This window comes from Streptomyces ambofaciens ATCC 23877 (assembly GCF_001267885.1).
Lineage (GTDB): Bacteria > Actinomycetota > Actinomycetes > Streptomycetales > Streptomycetaceae > Streptomyces > Streptomyces ambofaciens.
In genome coordinates this window covers 400,946-422,475 of sequence record NZ_CP012382.1, presented here as the reverse complement: position 1 = coordinate 422,475, position 21,530 = coordinate 400,946, and the positions used below count along the sequence as shown (strand labels likewise).

Here is a 21,530-nt window from a genome sequence, read left to right as displayed (position 1 = left end):
CCGCCGCTGAGGGGCCCGCCGTCGCCGCGGGCCCCGTCCGGATCGTTCCCCAGGTCACGCGGGGGTGCGCCGCGCCCGGTCGAGGGCGGGTTCGAGGCGGACGACGATGCCCTTCGACGTGGGCTGGTTGCTGACGTCGGCGACGCTGTCCAGCGGGACCAGGACGTTCGTCTCGGGGTAGTAGGCGGCGGCCGAGCCCTTGGCGGCCGGGTAGGGCACGACCTCGAAGTTCTCGGCCCGGCGCTCGCTGCCGTCCGTCCAGACACTCACGAGGTCGACGCGGTCACCCTGGGCGAGGCCGAGTCCGGACAGGTCGGCCGGATTGACGAGCACGACACGGCGGCTGCCGTGAATGCCGCGGTAGCGGTCGTTGTCGGTGTAGGGGACGGTGTTCCACTGGTCGTGCGAACGCAGCGTCTGGAGCAGCAGGTGGCCCTCGGGTGCCCGGGGGACCACGCGCTCGTTGCACGTGAACAGGGCTTTGCCGACCTTGTTGGCGAAGACGCCCTCGTTGACCGGGTTGGGCAACTGGAAGCCCCCCGGGCGGGTCACCCGGGCGTTGAAGTCGTGGAAGCCCGGCACGACGCGGGAGATGCGGTCGCGGATGGTGCCGTAGTCGCCCTCGAACTTGTCCCAGGGGACGTCCACCTTGCCGTCCAGGGTCCGCCGGGCGAGCCGGCACAGGATGGCGACCTCGCTGAGCAGCATCGGGGAGGCCGGTTCGAGACGGCCCTGGGAGGTGTGCACCTCGCTCATGGAGTTCTCCACGGTGACGAACTGCTCACCGTCGGCCTGGACGTCACGCTCGGTGCGCCCGAGGGTCGGCAGGATCAGCGCGGTGTCACCGCAGACGGTGTGCGAGCGGTTGAGCTTGGTGGAGATGTGGGCGGTCAGCCGGCACGAGCGCATCGCCTCCTCGGTGACGTCGCTGTCGGGAGCGGCGCGGACGAAGTTGCCCGCCAGGGCGAGGAAGACCTTGACGCGGCCCTCGCGCATCGCCTTGATCGAGTCCACCGAGTCCAAGCCGTGCGGGCGCGGCGGATCGAAGCCGAACTCCCTCTGCAGGGCGTCGAGGAAGGTGTCCGGCATCTGTTCCCAGATGCCCATGGTGCGGTCGCCCTGCACGTTGCTGTGGCCGCGCACCGGGCAGGCGCCGGTGCCGGCCCGCCCCAGGTTGCCGCGCAGCAGGAGGAAGTTGACGATTTCCCGGATGGTGGGCACGCCGTGCTTGTGCTGGGTGATGCCCATCGCCCAGCACACGACGACGCGTTCGCTCCGCAGGACCTCGTCGCGGACCTTCTCGATCTCCTCGCGGGTCAGTCCGGTCGCCGTCCGCACGTCGTCCCAGTCGACGGTGCGGGCGTGCTGGGCGAACTTCTCGAAGCCGGAGGTGTGGGCGTCGATGAAGTCGTGGTCCAGGACGGTGCCGGGCCGGGCGTCCTCGGCCTCCAGCAGCAGGCGGTTGAGGGCCTGGAAGAGGGCGAGGTCCCCGCCGGGCTTGATGTGCAGGAAGCGGTCGGCGATCTGGGTGCCGCGCCCGAGGACCCCGCTCGGCTTCTGCGGGTTCTTGAAGCGCCGCAGACCCGCCTCCGGCAGCGGGTTGACCGCCACGATCCGGGCGCCGTTGCGCTTGGCCTCCTCCAGTGCGGAGAGCTGGCGCGGGTGGTTGCTGCCCGGGTTCTGCCCGACCAGGAAGATCAGGTCGGCGTGGTGCAGGTCGTCGAGGCTGACCGTCCCCTTGCCGGTGCCCAGGGTCTCGCTCAGGGCGAAGCCGCTGGACTCGTGACACATGTTGCTGCAGTCGGGCAGGTTGTTGGTGCCGAAGGCGCGGGCGAAGAGCTGCAGGACGAACGCGGCCTCGTTGCTGGCGCGACCGGACGTGTAGAAGACGGCCTCGTCGGGGGAGGCCAGCTCCTGGAGCTCCCGGGCGAGGACGCCCAGGGCGTCGTTCCAGCCGATGGGCTCGTAGTGCTCACGGCCGGGCCGCTTGATCATCGGCTCGGTGAGCCGCCCCTGCTGGTTCAGCCACATGTCGGAGCGGGCGGCGAGGTCGGAGACGCTGTGCGCGCGGAAGAAGTCGGCGGTGACCCTGCGCGTGGTGGCCTCGTCGTTGATGTGCTTGGCACCGTTCTCGCAGTACTCGTTGCGGTGGCGCCGGCCCGGGGCCGGGTCCGCCCACGCGCAGCCGGGGCAGTCGACCCCGCCCACCTGGTTCATGGTCAGCAGGTCCACCCCGGTCTTGCGCGGGGAGGTCTGCTCCAGGGAGTACTCCAGCGCGTGCACGACCGCGGGGACCCCGGCCGCCCACTTCTTCGGCGGCGTCACGGAGAGGGTGCTCTCCGGCTCCTCACCGGGCGGGTTCTGCATCGGTTCGCCTTTCTCTCTCGCCGTGTCCGCCACGCTGGTCAGCCGACGGGCCACTGGGCCACGCGGCTCCTGGGCGGCTCAGGGTGATCGTGCTGTACGCGGCCGTTGCGGATGGTGCCGCGCCAGGCTCCGCCCTCCTGCCCCAGCCCCTCGATGAACCGCTTGAAGTTCATGAGTTCGCCGCGGACCAGCCGAGCGGTCAGCCGGGCGGCCCCGGAAGAACGGGTGAGGATCCTCGCGGCTCCCCGGGGCTCCATGAACATGCGGACGGTGAGCGCGGTGCCGCCGGACTCCGTCGGCCTGAACTCGACCTCGCCCTGGTGGGAGGGGTGCTGCTCCAGACCGCGCCAGGCCAGGTAGGCGTCGGGGTCCTGCTCCACGATCTCGATGGCGAAGCGGTGGCGCAGGCGTCCGTAGCCGATGGTCCAGACGGTCACGGTGGGCCTGACCTGCTCGACGCCCTGCACCACGTCCGAGAAGCGCGGAAAGGTCTTGAACTGCGTCCACTGGTTGTACGCCGTCCGCACCGGCACCGCAACCCGGACCGTCTCCTCGACGTGCCGCTCCCGCAGCGGACGGCGCCGCGTGACGCCGTCCGTGTGCGTCCCCGGTGTGTTCGGCACGACGTGCCGGGCGTCGTCGTCGGCATGCGCCATCGTGGCCACCTTCCGGTGCGGAGCCGGGCGACCGGGCTTCCGGCCCCCCTCGTGCGTCAGGGTCTCTCCTACGGTTCCCACATCCCGCCCTTCGAGTCACTCCCATCCACCCCCCGTACCCCTGCCCGGTCCTGCTTCCCCTGCCGCCGCAGGAGCCGGGCGGCCCTCCCCGGGGCCCGGGCGTTCCGCCGGCCGGCGGAGTCCGCTCAGGGTGTGCCGACGATCAGCTCACGGCACTGTCGGGCACGGTCGGCCACTTCACCCCCCACTGCGGACAGCTCAGCCAGGTAGTTCAGGAGCTCGGCGACGTCGCCCGGTCCCAGTAGTGCGGCGAGCAGCGCCTCGGTCGCCTCTGCCACGAGGCGCGGTTCCAGATGCAGGGCGCGGAGGAGGACCAGGAAGCGGGCGTCGACTTCGTCGAGCGAACCTGTCGGGGCCGCCAGCAGCTCGCTCCACTGCTCCGCACCGGCTTCGAGTCGTCCTTCCACGGTGTCGAGCATGAGCTTCTCGAACCTGCTGAAGACATCCTCGGGCTCCCATGCCACAGCCCGCTCCAGGTCCGCTCGTGCTCTCGCGTAATGGCCTGCCTGTCGGTGTGCTCTGCCCCGCATGCCGAGCGGCCAGGCGAGGGTGGGAGCGATGTCGACCGCCGCGGTGAAGTCGGTGACGGCCTGCTCGTAGCGACCGGCCAGCTGGTGTGCCTGGCCTCGGGAGGCGAGCGCCCAGTCGTCCGTGGGGTTGAGGTCGAGTGCGGCGGTGAAGTCGGTGACGGCCTGCTCGTAGCGGCCGGCCAGCCGGTGCGATTCCCCGCGTTGCGCCAGTGCCCAGGGATAGGCGGGGGTGATGGCGAGTGCGGCGGTGAGGTCGGTGACGGCCTGGTCGTAGCGGCCGGCCAGCCGGTGTGCCGCGCCGCGTTGGGCCAGCGCCCAGTCGTTCGCTGGGTCGATGGCGAGTGCGGCGGTGAGGTCGGTGACGGCCTGGTCGTAGCGCTCTGCCTGCCGGTGCGCGGCACCGCGGGAGGCGAGTGCCCAGTCGTAGGCGGGGTCGATGGCGAGTGCGGCGGTGAAGTCGGTGACGGCGTCGTCGTAGCGGCCGGCCAGCCGGTGCGCCGCTCCGCGTTGGCCCAGGACCCAGTCATCGGTGGGGTTGAGGTCGTGTGCGGCGGTGAGGTCGGCGACGGCCTGCTCGTAGCGGCCCGCCATCAGGTGGGCTTCCCCGCGTTGACCCAGCAGCCCGGCAGATGCCGGGGCGAGGTCGAGTGCGGCGGTGAGGTCGGTGACGGCGTCGTCGTAGCGGCCGGCCAGCCGGTGCGCCGCTCCGCGTTGACCCAGGACCCAGTCATCGGTGGGGTTGAGGTCGAGTGCGGCGGTGAGGTCGGCGACGGCCTGGTCGTAGCGGCCGGCCTGCAGGTGTGCCTGGCCGCGAGAGGCGAGCGCCCAGCCGTAGGCGGGGTCGATGGCGAGTGCGGCGGTGAAGTCGGTGACGGCCTGGTCGTAGCGGCCGGCCAGCCGGTGTGCTTCCCCGCGTTGACTCAGCGCCCAGTCGTAGGACGGGTTGCTGTCGATTGCGGCGGTGAGGTCGGCGACGGCCTGGTCGTAGCGGCCGGCCTGCAGGTGCGCCTGGCCGCGGGAGGCGAGCGCCCAGTCGTCGCCCGGGTTGATGTCGAGCGCGGTCGTGAGGTCGGTGATGGCCTGGTCGTAGCGGCCGAGCCAGCGATGCGTCTCCCCGCGGCTGCCCCAGGCGTGGGCGTTACGGGCGTCGTACCCGATGGCGCGGTCGAACTCGGTGAGCGCCTCTTCGTCCCGGTCCCCGAGGTAGAGGCGGTTCCCGCGGTAGGTATGAGCCCAGCTCTTGCCTTCCGGGCCCACACGGCTGTGCGTGAGCAGCGCGGCGAGGCAGGCGAGCTCCGGCTCGTCGTCGGCGAGGGTGTTCCGAAGCCGTTCCGACCAGGTGAGCAGGTCTGCGTCGGCGGCGTCCTGTGCGGCCTGTTCCAGCATCTCGATCCACTGCCGCAGCACGGCGGTGTCCTGGCCCGCAGCACGCACCACCTGTTCCAGGGCGGACGTCAGCTGCGTCCCCGGGTGGGCGCACAGACGGTGGTACGTCTCGTCCAGGCGGTGCCGACGCCATTCGGGGTCCTTCCACCGTTTCGCCTCGGGGAGCCGCTCCTCGGCCGTCGCACGCCAAGCGGCATGAGTGCCGGCAAGCCGCAGATGTGCCGCAGCCCAGCTCTGCGGGGAATGGATCCGCTGCTGGCGGACCATGCTGGCGCGGACCACGGCGTGGTAGTGCTTGAAGTCGCCGCGACCGCTGACGAACGGCTGCCCGCACAGCCACTCCCACAGTCCCTCCGCTTCGGACCCGGCCGCGGCCGCGAACACGTCCTCGTTCAGCTGGAGAGGCAACGCCCCCGCCCGTACCGCCTCGCGTTGCTCCGGGGCCGTGATCCACTGCACGAAGCGCTCGACGGCCACGTCGGCGAGGTCGCCGCCCGCGTCGACCTCCTCGACCGTGTGGGGACGGGCCAGAGCGAGGAGTTCCACCAACAGCGGCAGCCCCATGGACAGCTGCAGCACAGCCTCCACCACTCCCGGATCGGACACCCCCCTGGACGTCAGCAGCGAACGGGTCTCGGCCTCGGTGAAGACCTCCAACGGCACGTCCGTGACCTGGTCCCGCAGCGGCGCCCACTCCCGCTCCACCAGCTCGTCCCGGCCCGCCAGTACGACGATGACGTTCACCGGGACCGGGCCGAACTCCTCGTCCAGCAGACTCAGCAGCCACCCGTCCAGGTACCGCGCGCTCTGTTCCCAGGTGTCGAAGAACAGCACCACCCACCGGTGCCGACGACACAGGCGTTCCAGTTCGGCCACGAACGCACGGCTCAGCCCCGCCTCGTCACCCCGGCCGCCGCGCCGCTGGGCACGGGACCGGGAGACGGACCGAAGCCGGTCCAGCCCCTGCGCCGCGGCGTCCGGATTCGCCATCGCCGTGACGACACCGGCCCCGGGGATCAACGAGGCCGCGCCCAGCGCGGCCTGCGTCACCACACGGCTCGACATCGACACCTCACCCTCCACGGGTGCCGGCTCGGCCTGCGCCGCCTGCTCACGCCTGAACTGCTCGACCGCTCTGTCGAACTCCCGGCACGGACCCGTCTGGTCCGCCAGCTGCCGGGCCAGTTCGATCAAGGCCTGCTGCACCCCGTGGACGTCGTTCTCGTCCACCACCGCCGTCACCGCGTCCGCCCGCCTGGCCGCCTCCTGCCACTGGCGCAGCAGCGTGGACTTGCCCACGCCGCCCACACCGCGCACATGGAACAGGAACTCCGCCGGATCCTCCTCCGAGAGCGGGTCCTTCGACAGGTTCTCCGTGAACAACGCCAACTGTGCGCGCCGCCCCACGAACCGCGTCTTCGCGCGCTGCCGGATCAGCGCTCCTCGCGACAAGCCCCGCGCACCCGACCCCGGCAACCCCGCCACCCCCGCTACTCGTCCACCGTGCCCTCGACCCTGATCACGCAGCCGCCGCGCCTGGCGCACCGGCACACGTCATCAGTGTCCAGCCCGGGCCCGTCGTCTGTCAGCCGGTGTTCCCGCCGGTTCCGCTCACGCGGCGATCGGCGATGGCGTCGACGATGGCCGCCACCTCCGCGCGGTCGGTGGGCCGGGTGTCGACGGAGTTGTGAATGGAGAAGCCTTCGACCAGCGCGTCCAAGGCGCGCGCCGTCAGGGGGTCGAAGTGCCGGGCCAGGGACTCCCTGCTGGCCCGCATCCACGACCGCATGACCTCACGCACCTCCGGGTGACGCGCGGCGAAGGCGTACAGCTCGTAACTCAGCAGCAGGTTGCGGTCGGTTCCCCAGACCTTGCCGCTGATGATCTCCACCACGGCCTCCCGCGCCTCCTCGGGCGTCCGGGCCGCGTCCAGGAGCGCCCCGTAGCGCGAGGAGACGGTGTCGGCGAGGCGGGTGAACGCCGAGGTGAGCAGGTCCTGCATGTCGTCGAAGTAGTAGGTGAGCGAGCCCAGCGGCACTCCGGCCGCCTCGGCGATCCTGCGATAGGTCACCTTGATGGCGCCGTGCTCGGCGACGACGTCGAGCGCGGCGGCGAGGATCCGCTCGCGCCGCCGCGGGTCGTTGGGTCCGCGGGTGCTGCCTGCCATGTCCCGGCCCGTCCTTCTCTTCCGTCTCCAGCGGCACCATCGTAGTGTGTACGTTTGTACATACCTGGACCGGGGCCCGTGACTGCCGCTTCCCTCTCCTCATGACCCAGTGGAGCTCTCTCTTGACGGAACGCACTGTGGACCGACGCCGTACGGCCTTGTTCCTGTTCTTCTTCCTTCCCGGCATCGCCATGTCCTCCTGGATCACGCGCACTCCGGACCTTCGCGACCAGCTGGACGTGTCCACCGCGCAGATGGGTCTGGTCCTCTTCGGTCTGTCCGCGGGCTCCATGAGCGGCCTGCTGTGCTCCGGCCGTCTCGTGTCGCGGTTCGGCACCAGGCCGGTCATCGGGTTCGGCGCACTCCTGATCCCCGTGAGCATGCTGGTCATCGGCGCCGGTGCCACCGTCCCGTCACCACCCCTGGTCGCCGTGGGACTGTGCGTCTTCGGCATCGGCATGGGCGCTGGGGAGGTGGCGCTGAACGTGGACGGTGCCGACGTCGAGCGCGCGGCCGGCAAGGCGGTCCTGCCGCTGCTGCACGGCGGCTTCAGCCTCGGCACGGTCATCGGAGCCCTGCTGGGCATGGCCGCCACCGCCGTGGAGTTTCCCGTGCACTGGCACCTGGCCGCCGCCGCCCTGGTCGCCGCGGTGGTCCTCCCCTACGCGTGGAGTGGTGTCCCCTCCGGTGTCGGCCGGCGCGGTGTGCGGCAGGTCCCCGACGCGGGGCGGGGCGCGGCGCCCGCGGTGTGGCAGGACCGCAGACTCCTGCTGATCGGGGCCATCATCCTGGCCATGGCTCTCGCCGAGGGCGCCGCGAACGACTGGCTGCCGCTGCTCATGGTCGACGGCCACGGACTGGACGCGACGGCCGGCTCGCTCGTCTACGTGGGCTTCGCCGCGGCGATGACCGTAGGACGCTTCGGCGGAGAATTCTTCCTGGAGCGGTTCGGCCGCGGCGCCGTGATGCGCGCGAGCGCCGTCTCGGGAGCCCTGGGTCTGGTCCTGGTCATCTTCTCCGACAACGTCGTCGTGGCGTCGGCTGCCGTCCTGTTCTGGGGGCTGGGCGCGTCCCTGGGCTTCCCCGTGGCGATGTCGGCGGCGGGCGACTCGGGTCCCGACCCGACCGCCCGGGTCAGTCTGGTGGCCACCATCGGGTACACGGCCTTCCTGGTGGGGCCGCCCGGCCTCGGGTTCCTCGGGGATCACTACGGGCTGCGCCCGGCGATGACGCTGGTGCTGGGCTTCGTCGTCGTGGCCGCCTTCCTGGCCCCCGCCGCGGACGCGCGCGTCCGCGGCGCCACCTCCGTACACAAGGAGACGCCACGGTCCGAGGACTCGGCCGCGTCCCCGGCGGAGCTGCCCTGAGCGGGACGGAGCAGGCCTGCACGGCACGGCGCCGGACGCGGTACCGCCGACCGGACCAGGGCCGAGCCGTTGGAGGTGCCGCGGACCCGCGGCCGACCGGAGCACGACGGGCTCGCGGCCCGGGGCCAGACGCGCGGCACGTCGAGCTCGGGGTGTCGTCAGCCGGGTATCCGGGCCGACGCGGGGTACAACAGTTGCTGGCTCCTGCTGCCAGGAGCTGGAACACGCACACAGGGCTGTTCCCGGGTAGAACGAAGGATCGACAGCATGGCCAGCGGCACCGTCAAGTGGTTCAACTCCGAGAAGGGATTCGGCTTCATCGAGCAGGATGGTGGAGGCCCGGACGTCTTCGCCCACTACTCCGAGATCGCGGGCAGCGGCTACCGCGAGCTGACGGAGGGCGAACACGTCACCTTCGAGATCGGACAGGGCCAGAAGGGCCCCCAGGCGCAGAACATCGTACGGGGCTGACCGTACGGCGGTGGCCCCGGCTCCGGATGCGGGGCCACCGCCCGCTTCACGGGGCCGTGCGGTTCCGGAGGGCGCCGGAGACCGGAGCGCCCCACCCGCACCCGAACCCGCCGTGCCGCTGCCGGACCCGGACGTGCGGCCGGTGCGGGTGCCGGATCAGGCCGCGGCGGCGGGTGCCAGCAGGTCGGCGGGGATACCCCCCATGTCGGGGGCGTAGAAGTTCCTGATCTCGGTCTCCCAGAGATCCACCCGGACCCGGTCCTCCGCATCGGGCTCGAAGGCTTCGAAGAGCGCATGGATGTTCGGCAGATCGAAGCCGACCCCTCGCAGCATGCCGACGAACACCGGTCGGCTGACCATACCGCTCCCGTCCACGTCGCCGAAGTGCGCGAAGCCGGACGCGAACGCGTCGATCGCTCCGCTGAAGCGCTCCGGCGACAGGACGCACACCTGATACTCGTCGTAGGTGATCCGACCGTCGTGATCCGTGTCGAGTTCGCTGGCCAGCGTGTTCCAGTAGCGCGTGAACCCGGCACGCATGGCCTGCTTCCGGGCCTCGTCGGCTCCGGGGACGGCTGCCGCGACCCGGCTGCTCATCAGCTCGAAATCGTCGGATTCCAGGACGCCGTTCCCGTCGGCGTCGAACAGGGTGAACACGAGCTTGACCCGGTTGATCGCTTCCTCGCGCATGGACTCTCGCCTTTCGTCGGACCACGGGTGGGACGGCCGGGCATGACGGCCGCTCAGCATCCTGCGGGCTGTGGATTCCGGGGCTCCGGGGAAGGCGTTCTCTTCAGCAGAACGAATGAACATGGCTCTCCTGCGGCATGAAACACGCGCCTGCGGCTCGGGAGAACCGATTCGGACCGGCGTGCACGGCGCACTGGACACGCCGGCCGTACCCCGTTCCCTTTCCGCACGCTCTACCGGCGGCCATGGGCGGCGGAAATGATGAGCACACCGCACAGGGACCAGCTGATCCGCCCCCCTGTGCCTCGGTCAGGCGGACATGTGGTGGAAGGAGCTCATGGTGTTGCTTCTCATCTCCCCGGACGGTGTCGAAGAGGCCCTCGACTGTGCGAAGGCGGCGGAACACCTCGACATCGTCGACGTCAAGAAGCCCGACGAAGGCTCGCTCGGCGCCAACTTCCCCTGGGTCATCAGGGAGATACGCGACGCGGTCCCGGCGGACAAGCCCGTGTCCGCCACGGTGGGAGACGTCCCGTACAAGCCGGGCACGGTGGCGCAGGCGGCACTCGGCGCGGTCGTCTCCGGCGCCACGTACATCAAGGTCGGCCTCTACGGGTGCACGACGCCCGACCAGGGCATCGAGGTCATGCGCGCGGTCGTCCGGGCGGTGAAGGACCACCGCCCCGAAGCACTCGTCGTCGCCTCCGGATACGCCGACGCCCACCGCATCGGCTGCGTCAACCCCCTGGCCCTGCCCGACATCGCCGCCCGTTCGGGCGCCGACGCGGCCATGCTGGACACCGCCGTCAAGGACGGGACGCGCCTGTTCGACCACGTTCCTCCGGACGTCTGTTCCGAGTTCGTCCGGCTGTCCCACGCGTCCGGCCTGCTCGCCGCCCTCGCGGGCAGTGTCGGACGGAGCGACCTGGGTCCGCTCACCCGCATCGGCACGGACATCGTGGGCGTGCGCGGGGCGGTCTGCGAAGGCGGTGACCGCAACGCCGGAAGGATCCAGCCGCACCTGGTGGCCGCCTTCCGGGCGGAGATGGACCACCAGTTCCGGAAGCACGCCGCCGGCGTCCCCGCCGCGAACTGACCATCGCATGCCGACCACCGCCACAGACCGCTTCCCCGGAAGCCCGACAGCGCGCATCCCCGTCGTCGACCCGGCCACGGGGGAGACCTTCGAGGAGGCCCCCGACCAACAGCCGGACGAGTTGGACACGGTGGTCGACCGGGCACACCGCGCCTGGCACGGCTGGCGCGCCGATCCCGCCGCCCGCACCGCCGCGTTGCACAGGGCCGCCGACGCCGTGGAAACGGCCGGCGACGAGTTGGCCCGGTTGGTCACCCGCGAGCAGGGCAAACCCCTGACCGAGTCCCACGCGGAGATCGCCCGTACGGCCGCCCGCCTGCGCTACTTCGCGGACCTGGCTCCCAGGACGCGGCGCATCACCGACGGACGGCCCGTGCACAGCGAGATCCGCTGGCGCACGCTCGGACCCGTCGCAGCGATCGTGCCGTGGAACTTCCCCGTCCAGCTCGCGGCGGCGAAGTTCGCGCCCGCGCTCGCGGCGGGCAACACCATGGTCCTCAAGCCCTCCCCGTTCACCCCGGTGGCCACCCGGCTGCTCGGCTCCGTCCTCGCCGCCGTCCTGCCCGAGGACGTCCTGACCGTCGTCACCGGCCGCGAGCCCCTCGGCGCCCGCCTCGCCTCACACCCGCGCATCCGCCACGTCACCTTCACCGGTTCGGTGCCCACCGGACGCGCCGTCGCCCGGGCGGCGGCGGCCTCGCTCGCCCGGGTCACCCTGGAACTGGGCGGCAACGACGCCGCCGTCCTGCTGGACGACGTCGAGGTGGACCGGATCGCGGACCGGCTGTTCTGGGCCGCCTTCCGCAACTGCGGGCAGGTCTGCATGGCCGTCAAACGCGTCTACGCACCGGCCCGGCTCCACGCCGAGCTCGTCGAAGCCCTCGCCCACCGCGCGAGGACGGTCACCGTCGGGGCCGGCCTCGACCCGGCGACCCGGCTGGGCCCGGTCAACAACGCCCCTCAGCTGGCCAGGGTCGAACTGGTCACGCAGCAGGCGCTGGCGGCCGGTGCCCGAGCGGCGGCCGGCGGCCACCGCCTGGACGGGCCGGGGTACTTCTTCGCTCCCACGATCCTCACCGACGTACCGCCCGGCAGTCCGGTGGTGACCGAGGAACAGTTCGGACCGGTCCTGCCGGTGCTGCCGTACCGGAGCCTCGACGAAGCCGTCGACGCGGCCAACGGCACCGGCTACGGACTGGGCGGATCGGTCTGGGGCACCGACCTGGACCGGGCCGAGGCGGTGGCCGACCGGCTCGAGTGCGGCACGGCGTGGATCAACCACCACGCCGAACTGTCCCTCGCCCAGCCCTTCGCGGGCGCCCACCACAGCGGTGTCGGCGTGGCGGGCGGACCGTGGGGGCTGTACGGCAATCTCCGGCCGTTCGTCGTCCACCGCCCGCAGGGGGAACAGGGATGAGGATCCAGGCGGCCGTACTGCGCTCGTACGAGGGCCCCTTCACCGTCGAGGAGATGACCCTGCGCACGGAACCAGCCGTCGGCGAGGTGCTGGTCGAGATCGCCGGCTGCGGAATGTGCCGGACCGATCTCGCGGTCCGGCGGTCGGCCGGCCGCAGCCCGCTGCCGGCGGTGCTCGGCCACGAGGGCGCCGGGGTCGTGGTGCGCACGGGCGGCGGTCCCGACGCCGCGATCGGCGTCGGCGACCACGTCGTGCTGAGTTTCGACTCCTGCGGTCACTGCCGCAACTGCCGCAGTGCCGCTCCCGCCTACTGCGACTCCTTCGCCTCCCTCAACCTCTTCGGCGGGCGCAGCGAGGATCCGCCGCACCTCACCGACGCGGCCGGAGAGGCCATGGCCCCCCGCTGGTTCGGCCAGTCCTCGTTCGCCGCGTACGCGCTGGTCCCGGCGCGCAACGCCGTGCGGGTCGACACCGCACTGCCCCTCGAGCTGCTCGGCCCGCTCGGCTGCGGCTTCCTCACGGGCGCCGGAGCCGTCCTCAACAGCTTCGGCGCCGGCCCCGGCGACACCCTCGCGGTCTTCGGCGCGGGAGCGGTGGGCCTGGCCGCGGTGATGGCGGCCACCGCCACCGGCACGTTGACCGTCGCCGTCGACCGGCTCCCCGAACGGCTGGCCCTGGCCGAACGGTTCGGCGCGATCCCGCTGTCTGCCGCGACGACCGGGCTGCCGGAACGGATCCGGCGGTTGACCGACGGGGGAGCGCAGTACGCGCTGGACACCACGGCCTCGCCCCCGCTCGTCAACGACGCGCTGCGCGCTCTTCGCCCCAGGGGCGTTCTCGGCCTGGTGGCACGACTCCACACCGACCTGCCGCTCGCACCGGGAACACTGGACCGAGGCCGCGGCATCCGCCACATCTGCGAAGGCGACGCCGTGCCCGGAGTACTGATACCCCGGCTGACCGGACTGTGGCAGGCCGGTCTCTTCCCCTTCGACCAACTGATCCGCACCTACCCGCTGGCCGACATCAACGAGGCCGAACGCGACTGCGAGGCGGGCCGCGTGGTGAAACCCGTCCTGCTCCCGGAGGAAAGAAGCCGATGACAGAGGCACGCGGTACCGCGGACTCACCGCGCCGGACGAACGGGCACCGCACGGTCCCCGCTCCGGCCGACGGAGGAGGCAGCGCCGGCACGGCGCCGCGGCACACGGACGGGGAAGGCGTGGACGGGGGAGTGGGGCTGACCGCCCTCCTGGTCGCCGCGGCCCGGACGATCGAGACCCACCGCCACGACAGCCTGGCGCAGGACGTCTACGCGGAGCACTTCACACGCGCCGCCCCGGTGTGCGCGGACTGGCCGGTGCGCCTGGACGGGGTCCCGGACGGAGACGCCGATCCGCTGTGGGGACGGTTCGCCCGGTACTTCGGCCTGCGGACCAGGGTCCTCGACGACTTCCTCCTCCGGTCGGTCAGCGGCGACGCCCGGCAGGTCGTCCTGCTGGGCGCGGGGCTGGACACCCGTGCCTTCCGGCTGGAGTGGCCGCCCGACTGCGTGCTCTTCGAGATCGACAGGGCGGGCGTGCTGGCGTTCAAGCACCGGGTACTCACCGGCCTGTCGGCCGTCCCGAGGGTACGGCGCCTCGCCGTACCGGTCGACCTGCGCGCCGACTGGGTCACCGCGCTGACCACCGCAGGCTTCGACCCGTCCGCGCCGAGCGTCTGGCTGGCCGAGGGGCTGCTCTTCTACCTGCCGAGCCGCGCCGAGACGTATCTCATCGACACGGTGGACCTGCTGACCACCGGTGGCAGCGCGCTGGCCTTCGAGGCCAAGCTGGAGAAGGATCTGCTGGCGTACCGGGACAGCGCGATCTACACGGCGACGCGGGAGCGGATCGGCATCGACCTGCTCGACCTCTTCGACAAAGGGCCGCGCCCCGACTCCGCGGGCGACCTGAGGGCCAAGGGCTGGTCCGCCTCGGTGCACACCCCCTTCGACTTCACCCACCGGCACGGCCGCGGCCCCCTCCCCGAGCCGAACGACGCGCTGGAGGGGAACCGGTGGGTGTTCGCGCACAAGCCGCTGCCCTGACACCCACCCCGCGTGCGGTGGCCTGCGCGAGGGCCCGGCGGCGTGCGGGGCGCACCGGTTCAGCCGAGCCCGAGCATCACCTCGGTGACCTCGCCGACCGCCGCGTCGGGGATCGCGGTGGCGGCCTCCGGGAGGACCAGCAGCCGTGCCCCCGGAATCTCGCGAGCGATCGCCTCGCCGTTGCCCACGGGGAAGAACGGGTCGCGGCGGCCGTGGACGACGAGCGTGGGAACGTCGATCTCGGGCAGGCGCTCGCGCCAGCGGGGTGTGCAGTCGAGCCGTGAGAACACCATGCCCATCTGGTTCGCCCTGTGGACCGCGGGTGCGGTGCCGGGCGTGCGGTCCCAGATGCGCGCGGCGACCGTGCGCGCGGTGACGGGGTCATCACCGAGGATGGCCGCGCCGGCGGCCGCGAACTCCGCGACCGCCTCGCGATCGGTCCAGTCCGGCATCGGACGCGCGAACAGCCGGTTCATCGTCGCCCGGTCATGGTCGGGCAGGTCGTCGTCGGGCGGGCCCGGGGCGACCGCGCGGGTGCCGACCAGCGTGAGGGCCGAGAACGCCTCGGGATGGTCGAGTACGGCCACCTGGGCGACCATCCCGCCGACGCCGATCCCCGCGAGGTGCGCGGGCCCCCCGCCGAGCGTGTCGGCCAGGGCCGCGGCGTCGGCGGCGAGGTCTCGCAGGCCGTAAGGGGGCGCCTGCGGGTCCGTCGCCGTCGAAGCCCCGCTGTCGCGCAGGTCGTAGCGCACCACGCGGCGCCCGCCGGCGGCCAGGCGCTCGCACAGCGCGTCCGGCCAGGAGAGCATGGTCGGTGCGCCCGCGAGCAGGACGAGTGGCGCGTCGCTGTCACCGAACGACTCGATGCCCGACACGATTCCGTTGGCGTCCACCGTGGTCATTGGGGTCACCGCAGGACGTCGTACGTCAGGTGCGTCACGGTCGACGTCGACACCACGCTCCGCTGCACCAGCGTGCGGGGCGTCCCGCCGGTGAACAGCGGGGTTCCGCCGCCCAGCACGACGGGCGCCAGGTGCAGCGTCAGCGCGTCGACCAGCCCGGCCTCGAGTGCCGAGCCGACCGTGGCGCCGCCGCCCATGAGGATGACGTCGCGGTCCTCACCGCGCACACGCGCCGCAGCCTCGGCCCGCTCGCGCGCGGCGGTGACGGCGTCGCGGAGACCGGTGGTGACGAACGTCCAGTCGAGGTCGGCCGTCCGCACCGACTCCGGTGGCGAGCTCGTCACGACGACGAAAGCGGGTCTGCCGACCTCGCCCGCGCCGTAGCCGGACGTGTCGTCCCAGCCCTTCGGCCCGTCCACGACGTCGAAGAGCCGGCGCCCGAGGACGACGGCGCCCGAGCGGGCCGTCGCCTCACGCAGGACCCGGCGGTCGTCGGGGTCGCCGGAGAACGCCCAGAGGTGGAGGGCTTCGCCGCCGGTGCCCAGACCGTTGTCCGGGCCGGGATCGGGTCCGGTGACGAAGCCGTCGAGGGAGACGGAGATGTCGGCGATGATGCGCGTCATGCAGTGCAGACCGGATCCGCCGCCGGAACTCATCGCTCCCGCACGACGAGCACGGCGGACGCGACCTGACAACGGACGCGCGAGGCGGCACCGGCATGGTGATCCGTCGAAAACCCGGGCGGCATCGGGCCCCGCTTGCGGCAGGATGGCGTCGTGCATCACGTTCTGTGCGGGCTGGCCGCCAACGGGAGTCTGCCGTCCGAGCTGGTCGACCGGCTGATCGCGGTCGCGGACGCCGACATCGCCGTGGAGCTGGCACAGCGGACGGATCTCAGCCGCGCGCAAGCGGTGGCCCTCGCCGCACGCGTCGAGGAAAGCGCCGTGCCGCTCGCGTACGCGGGCCTGCTGACCGCCGACGACGTCGATCCCGCGACGCGACCGGACGTCGCGCTCGCCCTGCTGGCCGAGTGCGCCGGACGCGAGGAGTGGACGCGCGTCCTCGCGGAGGCCCCGGACGTCGAGCGCCGGGAGAAGCTCGCCGCCTGTCCCGGCCTGCCGCCCGACGTGGTGGAGATCCTGGCCACCGACCCGGACGTCAGGGTCGTCGCGGAGTTGGCGTCGTGGACATCACCGGAGACGGCCACTCGACTCGCCGGGCATCCGCACGCCGAGGTCCGCCGGGCCGTGGCGGCCAACGAGGCGACGCCACCGGCCGTACTGGCGGCGCTGCTCACCGGCGAGGGGCTGCCTCCCGCGCAGCGGTGTCTTGTCTGCGAACGTGAGCAGGTCCCGTTCACGCACGATCCGCAATGCTCGCGCCCCGACTGCGCCCTGCCGTCCGGAGCCTCCTGCGCGGGCTCCCACGAGTCCAGCACGCACGAGACGCAGCGGATGGCCCTTCGGAATCCGGCCACACCCACCCAGGCCGTCCTGAGCTTCGTGGAACATCCCTCGCTGCTGCTGCGCTGGGCGCTCGCCGCGCGCCCCGATCTGCCGCCAAAGGTGTGCGCTCGGCTCGCGTCGGACCCGAACCCCGGTGTCCGAGCCGACCTCGCCGGGAATCCCGCGATCGACGAGGCCCTGGTCCGCGTACTGGCCAGCGACCGTGACCACGAAGTGCGGCGCAGGCTCGCCCACAACCCACTGGTCCCGCTCGAGGTACTGACCGACCTGGCCCGCGCCACCAGGATCGGCGCCACTCTGCTGCCGCGGATCGCCTCCGCATCCCCCGACGAGGTCGAGAAGCTGGCCGCGTCACCGAACCCGGCCGCTCGGATGCTCGTGGCCCAGCGACGTGACCTGTCGCCCGTCCTACGGGACGCGCTGGCTGCCGACTCCGACGCGAAGGTGGTCAAGTCCATCGCCCCGCACCCGGGCCTCTCGGAGGGCCGACTGCGCGCCATGCTCGCACGGCACGGAGCCCGGGTCGCCGCTCAGGTGGCAGCCAATCCGGATGCGACCCCGGCACTTCTGGAGGCCCTGACCCGGCAGGGGCCCCCGGTGCCGAGGGCGCTCCGCGTGATCGCCGGCCATCGCAACGCGTCGCCACCGGCGTTGCTCGCCTGTCTGGCCGACGCCCGGGCGAGGCCGGTGGCGGCAGGCCATGCGGCCCTTCCACCGTCGGTCACCGAAGAACTGCTCAATGACGCCGACTGGCGGGTGGTGGAGGCGGCAGCGGCCAATTCCTCGCTGCCGTTCGACGTGATGTCGGATCTGATACCACGACCATGAACTCTGCCGCTGAAAAGGGCCGGCCAAGCATTCCCCCGTCTTCGAAGTCATCGTGCCGGGCGGTACCGGAACCGATTCTTTATCGAGATCGCTACAACCATTTCCGCGGGTGACACACATCACGACAGCCGCCCGGGGGATGCCCGACTTCTGCCCGATTTCTGAATTGGACGCGCCCGCCGCGCCCCGCTTCCATAAGGGACTTGAACCGCAGGGGGCGGTGGAGAACTTCTCCGGTCGGCTCCTGTCGGTTGTCGACTTCTAGGACTGTGAGGAAGCCACGCGGCACTTGGGCGCGCGTTCCGGGCACCGCGGCCGCCGCCGGTGCCCCGACGCGGGCGGTGAAGGCCTGCCCTCGGCCGCGCAGTGCTTCCTGAGCCTGGAGTCCGACTCGGTGCACCGGGTGCGGACCACCGACTACGACAGTCCGTCGACGGCCGGGAGCACGTCCTGGCCGGGATCAGCGCAGGAGAAGGGAATCGTGATGGCACAGCGGTCACGACAGTTCAGCAGACGTCAGATGCTCGCCGCCTTCGTCGGGGTGGCAGCCGGTTGCGCGCTGCCGAACTGCACGGTCCTCACCCGCCCCGCGTACGCGGCGAGCGCGGCCGGCACCGACTCGGTGCCCGAGGGATCCGGGCTGCCGGACACCGACCGCGGCAAGGTGGTCTGGGCGTACCGGACGGGCGGCCGTGCCGTACGCACCGCCGCGGCCGCCGCACTGGTGGGCAGTGCCGCGGACGTGAGGGCGTTCCTCGACGAGAAGCTGCCCGCGGCCCGGGCCGAGGACAACAGGTTCACGCTCACGCAGTCCCTGGTCACGGCGGGGAGGGCGACGCGCGACGGTATCGGCATGGCGCTGTCCGGCGGAACGGCGGCGGTCGAGGCCTTCCTCAAGGGCGGTTTCCAGACCGCGGTGCGCGAGGACCTCGAGGTGGCCGTGACCACGGTCATGGCCCACGGTGGTCGTGCCGTGAAGCGTGAGGCGACCGCCGCGCTGGAGTCCGCTTCCGACTTCGCGTTGCGCGCCTTCCTCAGTGGCGGACAGTTCACCGCTCAGGAGGAGGACGAGCGGGTGCAGGTGACCTCCATCCTGGTGACGGCGTCTCCGCAGGTGCGGGAGTACGCGGAGCGGGCGCTGGACGACGGGTCGCCCCGGGCGATGCGGTGGTTCCTGGAGACGGGCCAGTACATCGCCCGGGCGCGTGACGAAGAGACGGCGACGATCCAGCAACTGGTCAAGGCCGTGGAGGCGGAGGGACGCCGCGCCGGCCGGAAGACCGACGAGGCCGTCGAGCTCTCCCAGCAGGCCGTCAAGGCCGCCGAGAAGGCGAAGGAGGCGGCGCTGGAGGCCAAGGCCGAGGCCGAGGCCGCCGAACAGGACGTCCAGCGCTCCGCCAGGGCGGCGAACAAGGCGGCGCAGGCGGCCCGGGGAGCGGCCGCTGCCGCGGCGACCGCGGTGTCGGCCTCGCGGACGGCGCAGGCCGCCGCGCAGCGCTCGGTGGCGGCCGCGCAGGCCGCTGCCGCGGCGGCCGCGGCGGGCGGACGTGCGGCGGCCCGTGCGTACCGTGCCGCGATCGGCGCCTCCAAGGACGCGGCGATGGCGGACGCGGCCCGACAGGCGGCGGCTGCCGCCACGGCGATGGTCAAGCTCGTCCGCACCGTGGCTCTCAAGGCCGACCTCGCGGCCATGGCCGCCGACGCGGCCGATGCCGCGGGCGCGGCCGCCGCCGGCTCGGCGGTCAACGCCGCCGCCGCAGCTCGGGCGTCGGCCGACGCGGCCGTGGCCTCCGGTGCCGCACAGTCCCAGGCCGCCGCCGCGCAGCGGGAGGCCGCCGTGGCAGAGGCCGCCGCGGCCCGGGCCACGCAGGCCGCGAGCAGGTCGCGAACCCTGGCCGGTCAGGCGGCCACCGCCGCACGCGCGGCCCGCGACGCGGCCAACAGCGCCGCCGACCACGCCGAGAAGGCGGCTGCGGCCGCCGTGGAAGCGGCGAACCACGCCGGTAAGGCCGTCGACTACGCCAACCGCTCGACGACAGCCGCCAACGCGGCCGTGGAGGCCGCCAACAAGGCGGCGGACGCCGTCGACAAGGCGCGTGCGGTCGAACAGACGGCTCGTGAGGCCGAGGTCGCCAGGCTGGCCGAGGAGACCGACGAGGCGATCGCACGGGCGCGGCTCGAGGCGAGCGCGGAGGCGGATCAGCTCGAACGGTTCAACCGGGAGCGGACGCAGGAAGCGCGCCTGTCCGAGGAACTGCTCGCGCTCATCGGCTCGGCGGAGGCGGCGCTGCGGGACGGCAACACGGCGGAAGCCGTGGCAGCCGGGCGCAGGGCGGCGGTCCAGCTCATCGAGCGGGCGGGTACGTGGACCCGGGAGGCCGCGGAGTTCGCGCTGGCCGGCTCGGACGAGGACGTCGTCCACTGGATCGACGCCGACCGCGTCATCGCTCTGCAGCAGGACAACGTCGAGAACGTCGCGGCAGCGGCGGCCATCTCGACGAAGGACGTGGCCCTGGCGGCAGTGGAGGCCTTGAAGACCGAGGACGCCGCGAAGATCAGGACCTTCCTCGAGGGCGGGGCGATCGAGGCGGCCAAGGAGGACAACCGCGTCGAGGTGACCACGCTCCTGGCCGATGACACCACCGGCCCCGCGGTCCGCCGTGCGGCCGAGGCCGCGCTGGAGAAGGGCACCGCGGAGGCCCTGCACGTCTTCCTGCACGTCGAACGTGCCACGGCCGTCCGCGAGGACGACCGCGTGAAGGCCACCACGCTCCTGGCGAACGGAGGCCCCTACGTCAAGGCGGCCGCCAAGATCGCTCTCGAGGGCGACACGCACATGCTGCGCCAGTTCATCGGCACCACGCAGTACGAGTTCGCGCGGATCGACCACGATCACGCCACGCACATCAGCGCGATCCGTGCCGCGATCGCGGGCGCGGCGAAGATCGCACAGGAAGCGCTGGAGGACGCGGCCCGGGCCTCCGAGGCGGCGGCCCTCGCACGCGACGCCGCCGACAAGGCGATCGAATGGGCCGATCGCGCCAAGGGGTACGCGGCCGACGCCAAGCTGTCCGCCGAGGAAGCACGCAAGAACGCCGAAGCCGCCGAGGGATCCGAGGCCGACGCCGCACGGTCCGCGGAAACCGCGCGTCAGGCGGCCGCCGCGGCGCGCAAGGCGAGCAGCGTGGCGCGCCACGCGGCGACCCGGGCCGTCCGGTCCGCCGGTATCGCCGCCAACTACGCCGCCGATGCCGCGGCTTCGGCCACGGCAGCCCGCAAGGCGTCGCTCGCGGCGGGTGAGGACGCCAACGCCGCCGCCCGGGCCGCGCTCGAGGCCAAGGTCCTCGTCATTCAGGCGGCGATACGCGAGGCGATCCAGAACGCGCTGGACAACGCGACCGTTCCCATCGACCCGGACAAGAACGGCCTTCCGGAGGGCGCCGAGAGCTGTCTGACGCCGTTCGGCGACCCCATCGAGTCCGGGAACAGCACCAATCCGTGGGAGCTGGGGTGGAGTTGGCTGACCGGGAAGGGCCCCCGGTCGCAGTGCTTCGGTCCGGGCGACGAGTTCACCAGCCTGTACCGTGACCACAAGTTCACGAAGGAGGTCATCGCCTTCTTCGCCTCCCGCACCCAGGGAGGGGACTACGAGCTGGGCCACACCTACATGTACGACTACCAGCTGGGCGGCTTCGACGGCGCCGGGAAGTACCTCCAGGACTACGGGACACTCTCCACGGCCGGGCTCACCGGAAACCTGGCGTACACGTTCCTGGGCTCGCACTACGTCCGGATGACTCCCATCCGCAAGAACGCGGACGGCTCCGTGGTGTGGCGGTACACCGCGTTCAACGAGTCGGACATCGAGTCCGCGACGCACCCGCCGGTCATCGGCTACACGGACTGGTGGAGCGACACCGTCGGTTCGTTCGTCGACAAGGTCGTGGGGGACTCCGGGCCTCTGTCTCCCAAGACCCAGGTGATCGAGTTCGACGTCACGCTGGGGCCGTGATGCGC

Annotated in this window: 15 protein-coding genes; 8 read left to right on the top strand and 7 right to left on the bottom strand. The window is 72.3% G+C overall.

Annotated features, from left to right (window positions below):
* Positions 1-54 precede the first annotated feature (54 nt).
* The 4 genes from SAM23877_RS01915 to SAM23877_RS01900 all read right to left on the bottom strand — a co-directional run bounded on the left by SAM23877_RS01915 (position 55) and on the right by SAM23877_RS01900 (position 7,187).
* The gene (locus SAM23877_RS01915; RefSeq protein ID WP_053142060.1) at positions 55-2,367 is read right to left on the bottom strand and encodes an FdhF/YdeP family oxidoreductase; all 2,313 of its coding nucleotides are present in this window, start codon (positions 2,365-2,367) and stop codon (positions 55-57) included.
* Positions 2,368-2,405: 38 nt separating this feature from the next.
* A complete protein-coding gene (locus SAM23877_RS01910; protein ID WP_053126245.1) occupies positions 2,406-3,023 on the bottom strand; it encodes an SRPBCC family protein in 618 nt (205 codons plus the stop codon).
* A gap of 206 nt (positions 3,024-3,229) precedes the next feature.
* Entirely contained in the window at positions 3,230-6,472 is a 3,243-nt protein-coding gene (locus SAM23877_RS01905) for a tetratricopeptide repeat protein (protein WP_244902898.1), read from the bottom strand.
* Between the two features lie 133 nt (positions 6,473-6,605).
* Positions 6,606-7,187 carry a TetR/AcrR family transcriptional regulator gene (locus tag SAM23877_RS01900; protein ID WP_053126243.1) on the bottom strand — a complete coding sequence of 194 codons (582 nt, stop codon included), beginning with the start codon at positions 7,185-7,187 and terminating at the stop codon, positions 6,606-6,608.
* A gap of 122 nt (positions 7,188-7,309) precedes the next feature.
* Between SAM23877_RS01900 and SAM23877_RS01895 the strand changes: the two genes are divergently transcribed.
* Positions 7,310-8,554: an MFS transporter gene (locus tag SAM23877_RS01895; RefSeq protein ID WP_053126241.1), complete on the top strand. Its 1,245-nt coding sequence runs from the start codon at positions 7,310-7,312 to the stop codon at positions 8,552-8,554.
* Positions 8,555-8,821: 267 nt separating this feature from the next.
* Positions 8,822-9,025 carry a cold-shock protein gene (locus SAM23877_RS01890; protein ID WP_053126239.1) on the top strand — a complete coding sequence of 68 codons (204 nt, stop codon included), beginning with the start codon at positions 8,822-8,824 and terminating at the stop codon, positions 9,023-9,025.
* A 156-nt stretch (positions 9,026-9,181) separates the two neighbouring features.
* On the opposite strand, the gene SAM23877_RS01885 is transcribed toward SAM23877_RS01890, so the two are convergent.
* Positions 9,182-9,715, bottom strand: a complete 534-nt coding sequence (locus tag SAM23877_RS01885) for an EF-hand domain-containing protein (RefSeq protein ID WP_053126237.1) — start codon at positions 9,713-9,715, stop codon at positions 9,182-9,184.
* Positions 9,716-10,055: 340 nt separating this feature from the next.
* Between SAM23877_RS01885 and SAM23877_RS01880 the strand changes: the two genes are divergently transcribed.
* The 4 genes from SAM23877_RS01880 to SAM23877_RS01865 are packed head-to-tail and all read left to right on the top strand — an operon-like array spanning position 10,056 to position 14,317.
* Positions 10,056-10,811 carry a (5-formylfuran-3-yl)methyl phosphate synthase gene (locus SAM23877_RS01880; protein ID WP_053142055.1) on the top strand — a complete coding sequence of 252 codons (756 nt, stop codon included), beginning with the start codon at positions 10,056-10,058 and terminating at the stop codon, positions 10,809-10,811.
* Positions 10,812-10,818: 7 nt separating this feature from the next.
* A complete protein-coding gene (locus SAM23877_RS01875; protein ID WP_053126235.1) occupies positions 10,819-12,228 on the top strand; it encodes an aldehyde dehydrogenase family protein in 1,410 nt (469 codons plus the stop codon).
* Entirely contained in the window at positions 12,225-13,331 is a 1,107-nt protein-coding gene (locus SAM23877_RS01870) for an NAD(P)-dependent alcohol dehydrogenase (protein WP_053126233.1), read from the top strand. Before SAM23877_RS01875 ends, SAM23877_RS01870 begins: the two co-directional genes overlap by 4 nt.
* The gene (locus tag SAM23877_RS01865; RefSeq protein WP_079029968.1) at positions 13,328-14,317 is read left to right on the top strand and encodes a class I SAM-dependent methyltransferase; all 990 of its coding nucleotides are present in this window, start codon (positions 13,328-13,330) and stop codon (positions 14,315-14,317) included. The genes SAM23877_RS01870 and SAM23877_RS01865 overlap by 4 nt, the downstream gene beginning before the upstream one ends.
* 59 nt (positions 14,318-14,376) lie before the next feature.
* Here SAM23877_RS01865 and SAM23877_RS01860 read toward each other — a convergent pair whose 3' ends face one another.
* A complete protein-coding gene (locus SAM23877_RS01860; protein ID WP_053126232.1) occupies positions 14,377-15,219 on the bottom strand; it encodes an alpha/beta fold hydrolase in 843 nt (280 codons plus the stop codon).
* A 5-nt stretch (positions 15,220-15,224) separates the two neighbouring features.
* On the bottom strand, positions 15,225-15,842 hold the full coding sequence (locus tag SAM23877_RS01855; protein ID WP_053142051.1) for a dihydrofolate reductase family protein: 618 nt from the start codon (positions 15,840-15,842) through the stop codon (positions 15,225-15,227).
* Positions 15,843-15,995: 153 nt separating this feature from the next.
* Here SAM23877_RS01855 and SAM23877_RS01850 point away from each other — a divergent pair, with 153 nt between their 5' ends.
* Complete coding sequence (locus SAM23877_RS01850) at positions 15,996-17,513, top strand: ribonuclease D (protein WP_053126230.1); 1,518 nt, start codon at positions 15,996-15,998, stop codon at positions 17,511-17,513.
* A gap of 289 nt (positions 17,514-17,802) precedes the next feature.
* A complete protein-coding gene (locus SAM23877_RS41725) occupies positions 17,803-21,525 on the top strand; it encodes an ALF repeat-containing protein (protein WP_280518061.1) in 3,723 nt (1,240 codons plus the stop codon).
* Positions 21,526-21,530 lie beyond the last annotated feature (5 nt).

Coding starts and splice junctions, on each gene's coding strand:
- SAM23877_RS01915 (WP_053142060.1), bottom strand. CDS start 2,367: ATGCAGAACCCGCCCGGTGAGGAGCCGGAGAGCACCCTCTCCGTGACG.
- SAM23877_RS01910 (WP_053126245.1), bottom strand. CDS start 3,023: ATGGCGCATGCCGACGACGACGCCCGGCACGTCGTGCCGAACACACCG.
- SAM23877_RS01900 (WP_053126243.1), bottom strand. CDS start 7,187: ATGGCAGGCAGCACCCGCGGACCCAACGACCCGCGGCGGCGCGAGCGG.
- SAM23877_RS01890 (WP_053126239.1), top strand. CDS start 8,822: ATGGCCAGCGGCACCGTCAAGTGGTTCAACTCCGAGAAGGGATTCGGC.
- SAM23877_RS01885 (WP_053126237.1), bottom strand. CDS start 9,715: ATGCGCGAGGAAGCGATCAACCGGGTCAAGCTCGTGTTCACCCTGTTC.
- SAM23877_RS01875 (WP_053126235.1), top strand. CDS start 10,819: ATGCCGACCACCGCCACAGACCGCTTCCCCGGAAGCCCGACAGCGCGC.
- SAM23877_RS01870 (WP_053126233.1), top strand. CDS start 12,225: ATGAGGATCCAGGCGGCCGTACTGCGCTCGTACGAGGGCCCCTTCACC.
- SAM23877_RS01865 (WP_079029968.1), top strand. CDS start 13,328: ATGACAGAGGCACGCGGTACCGCGGACTCACCGCGCCGGACGAACGGG.
- SAM23877_RS01860 (WP_053126232.1), bottom strand. CDS start 15,219: ATGACCACGGTGGACGCCAACGGAATCGTGTCGGGCATCGAGTCGTTC.
- SAM23877_RS01855 (WP_053142051.1), bottom strand. CDS start 15,842: ATGACGCGCATCATCGCCGACATCTCCGTCTCCCTCGACGGCTTCGTC.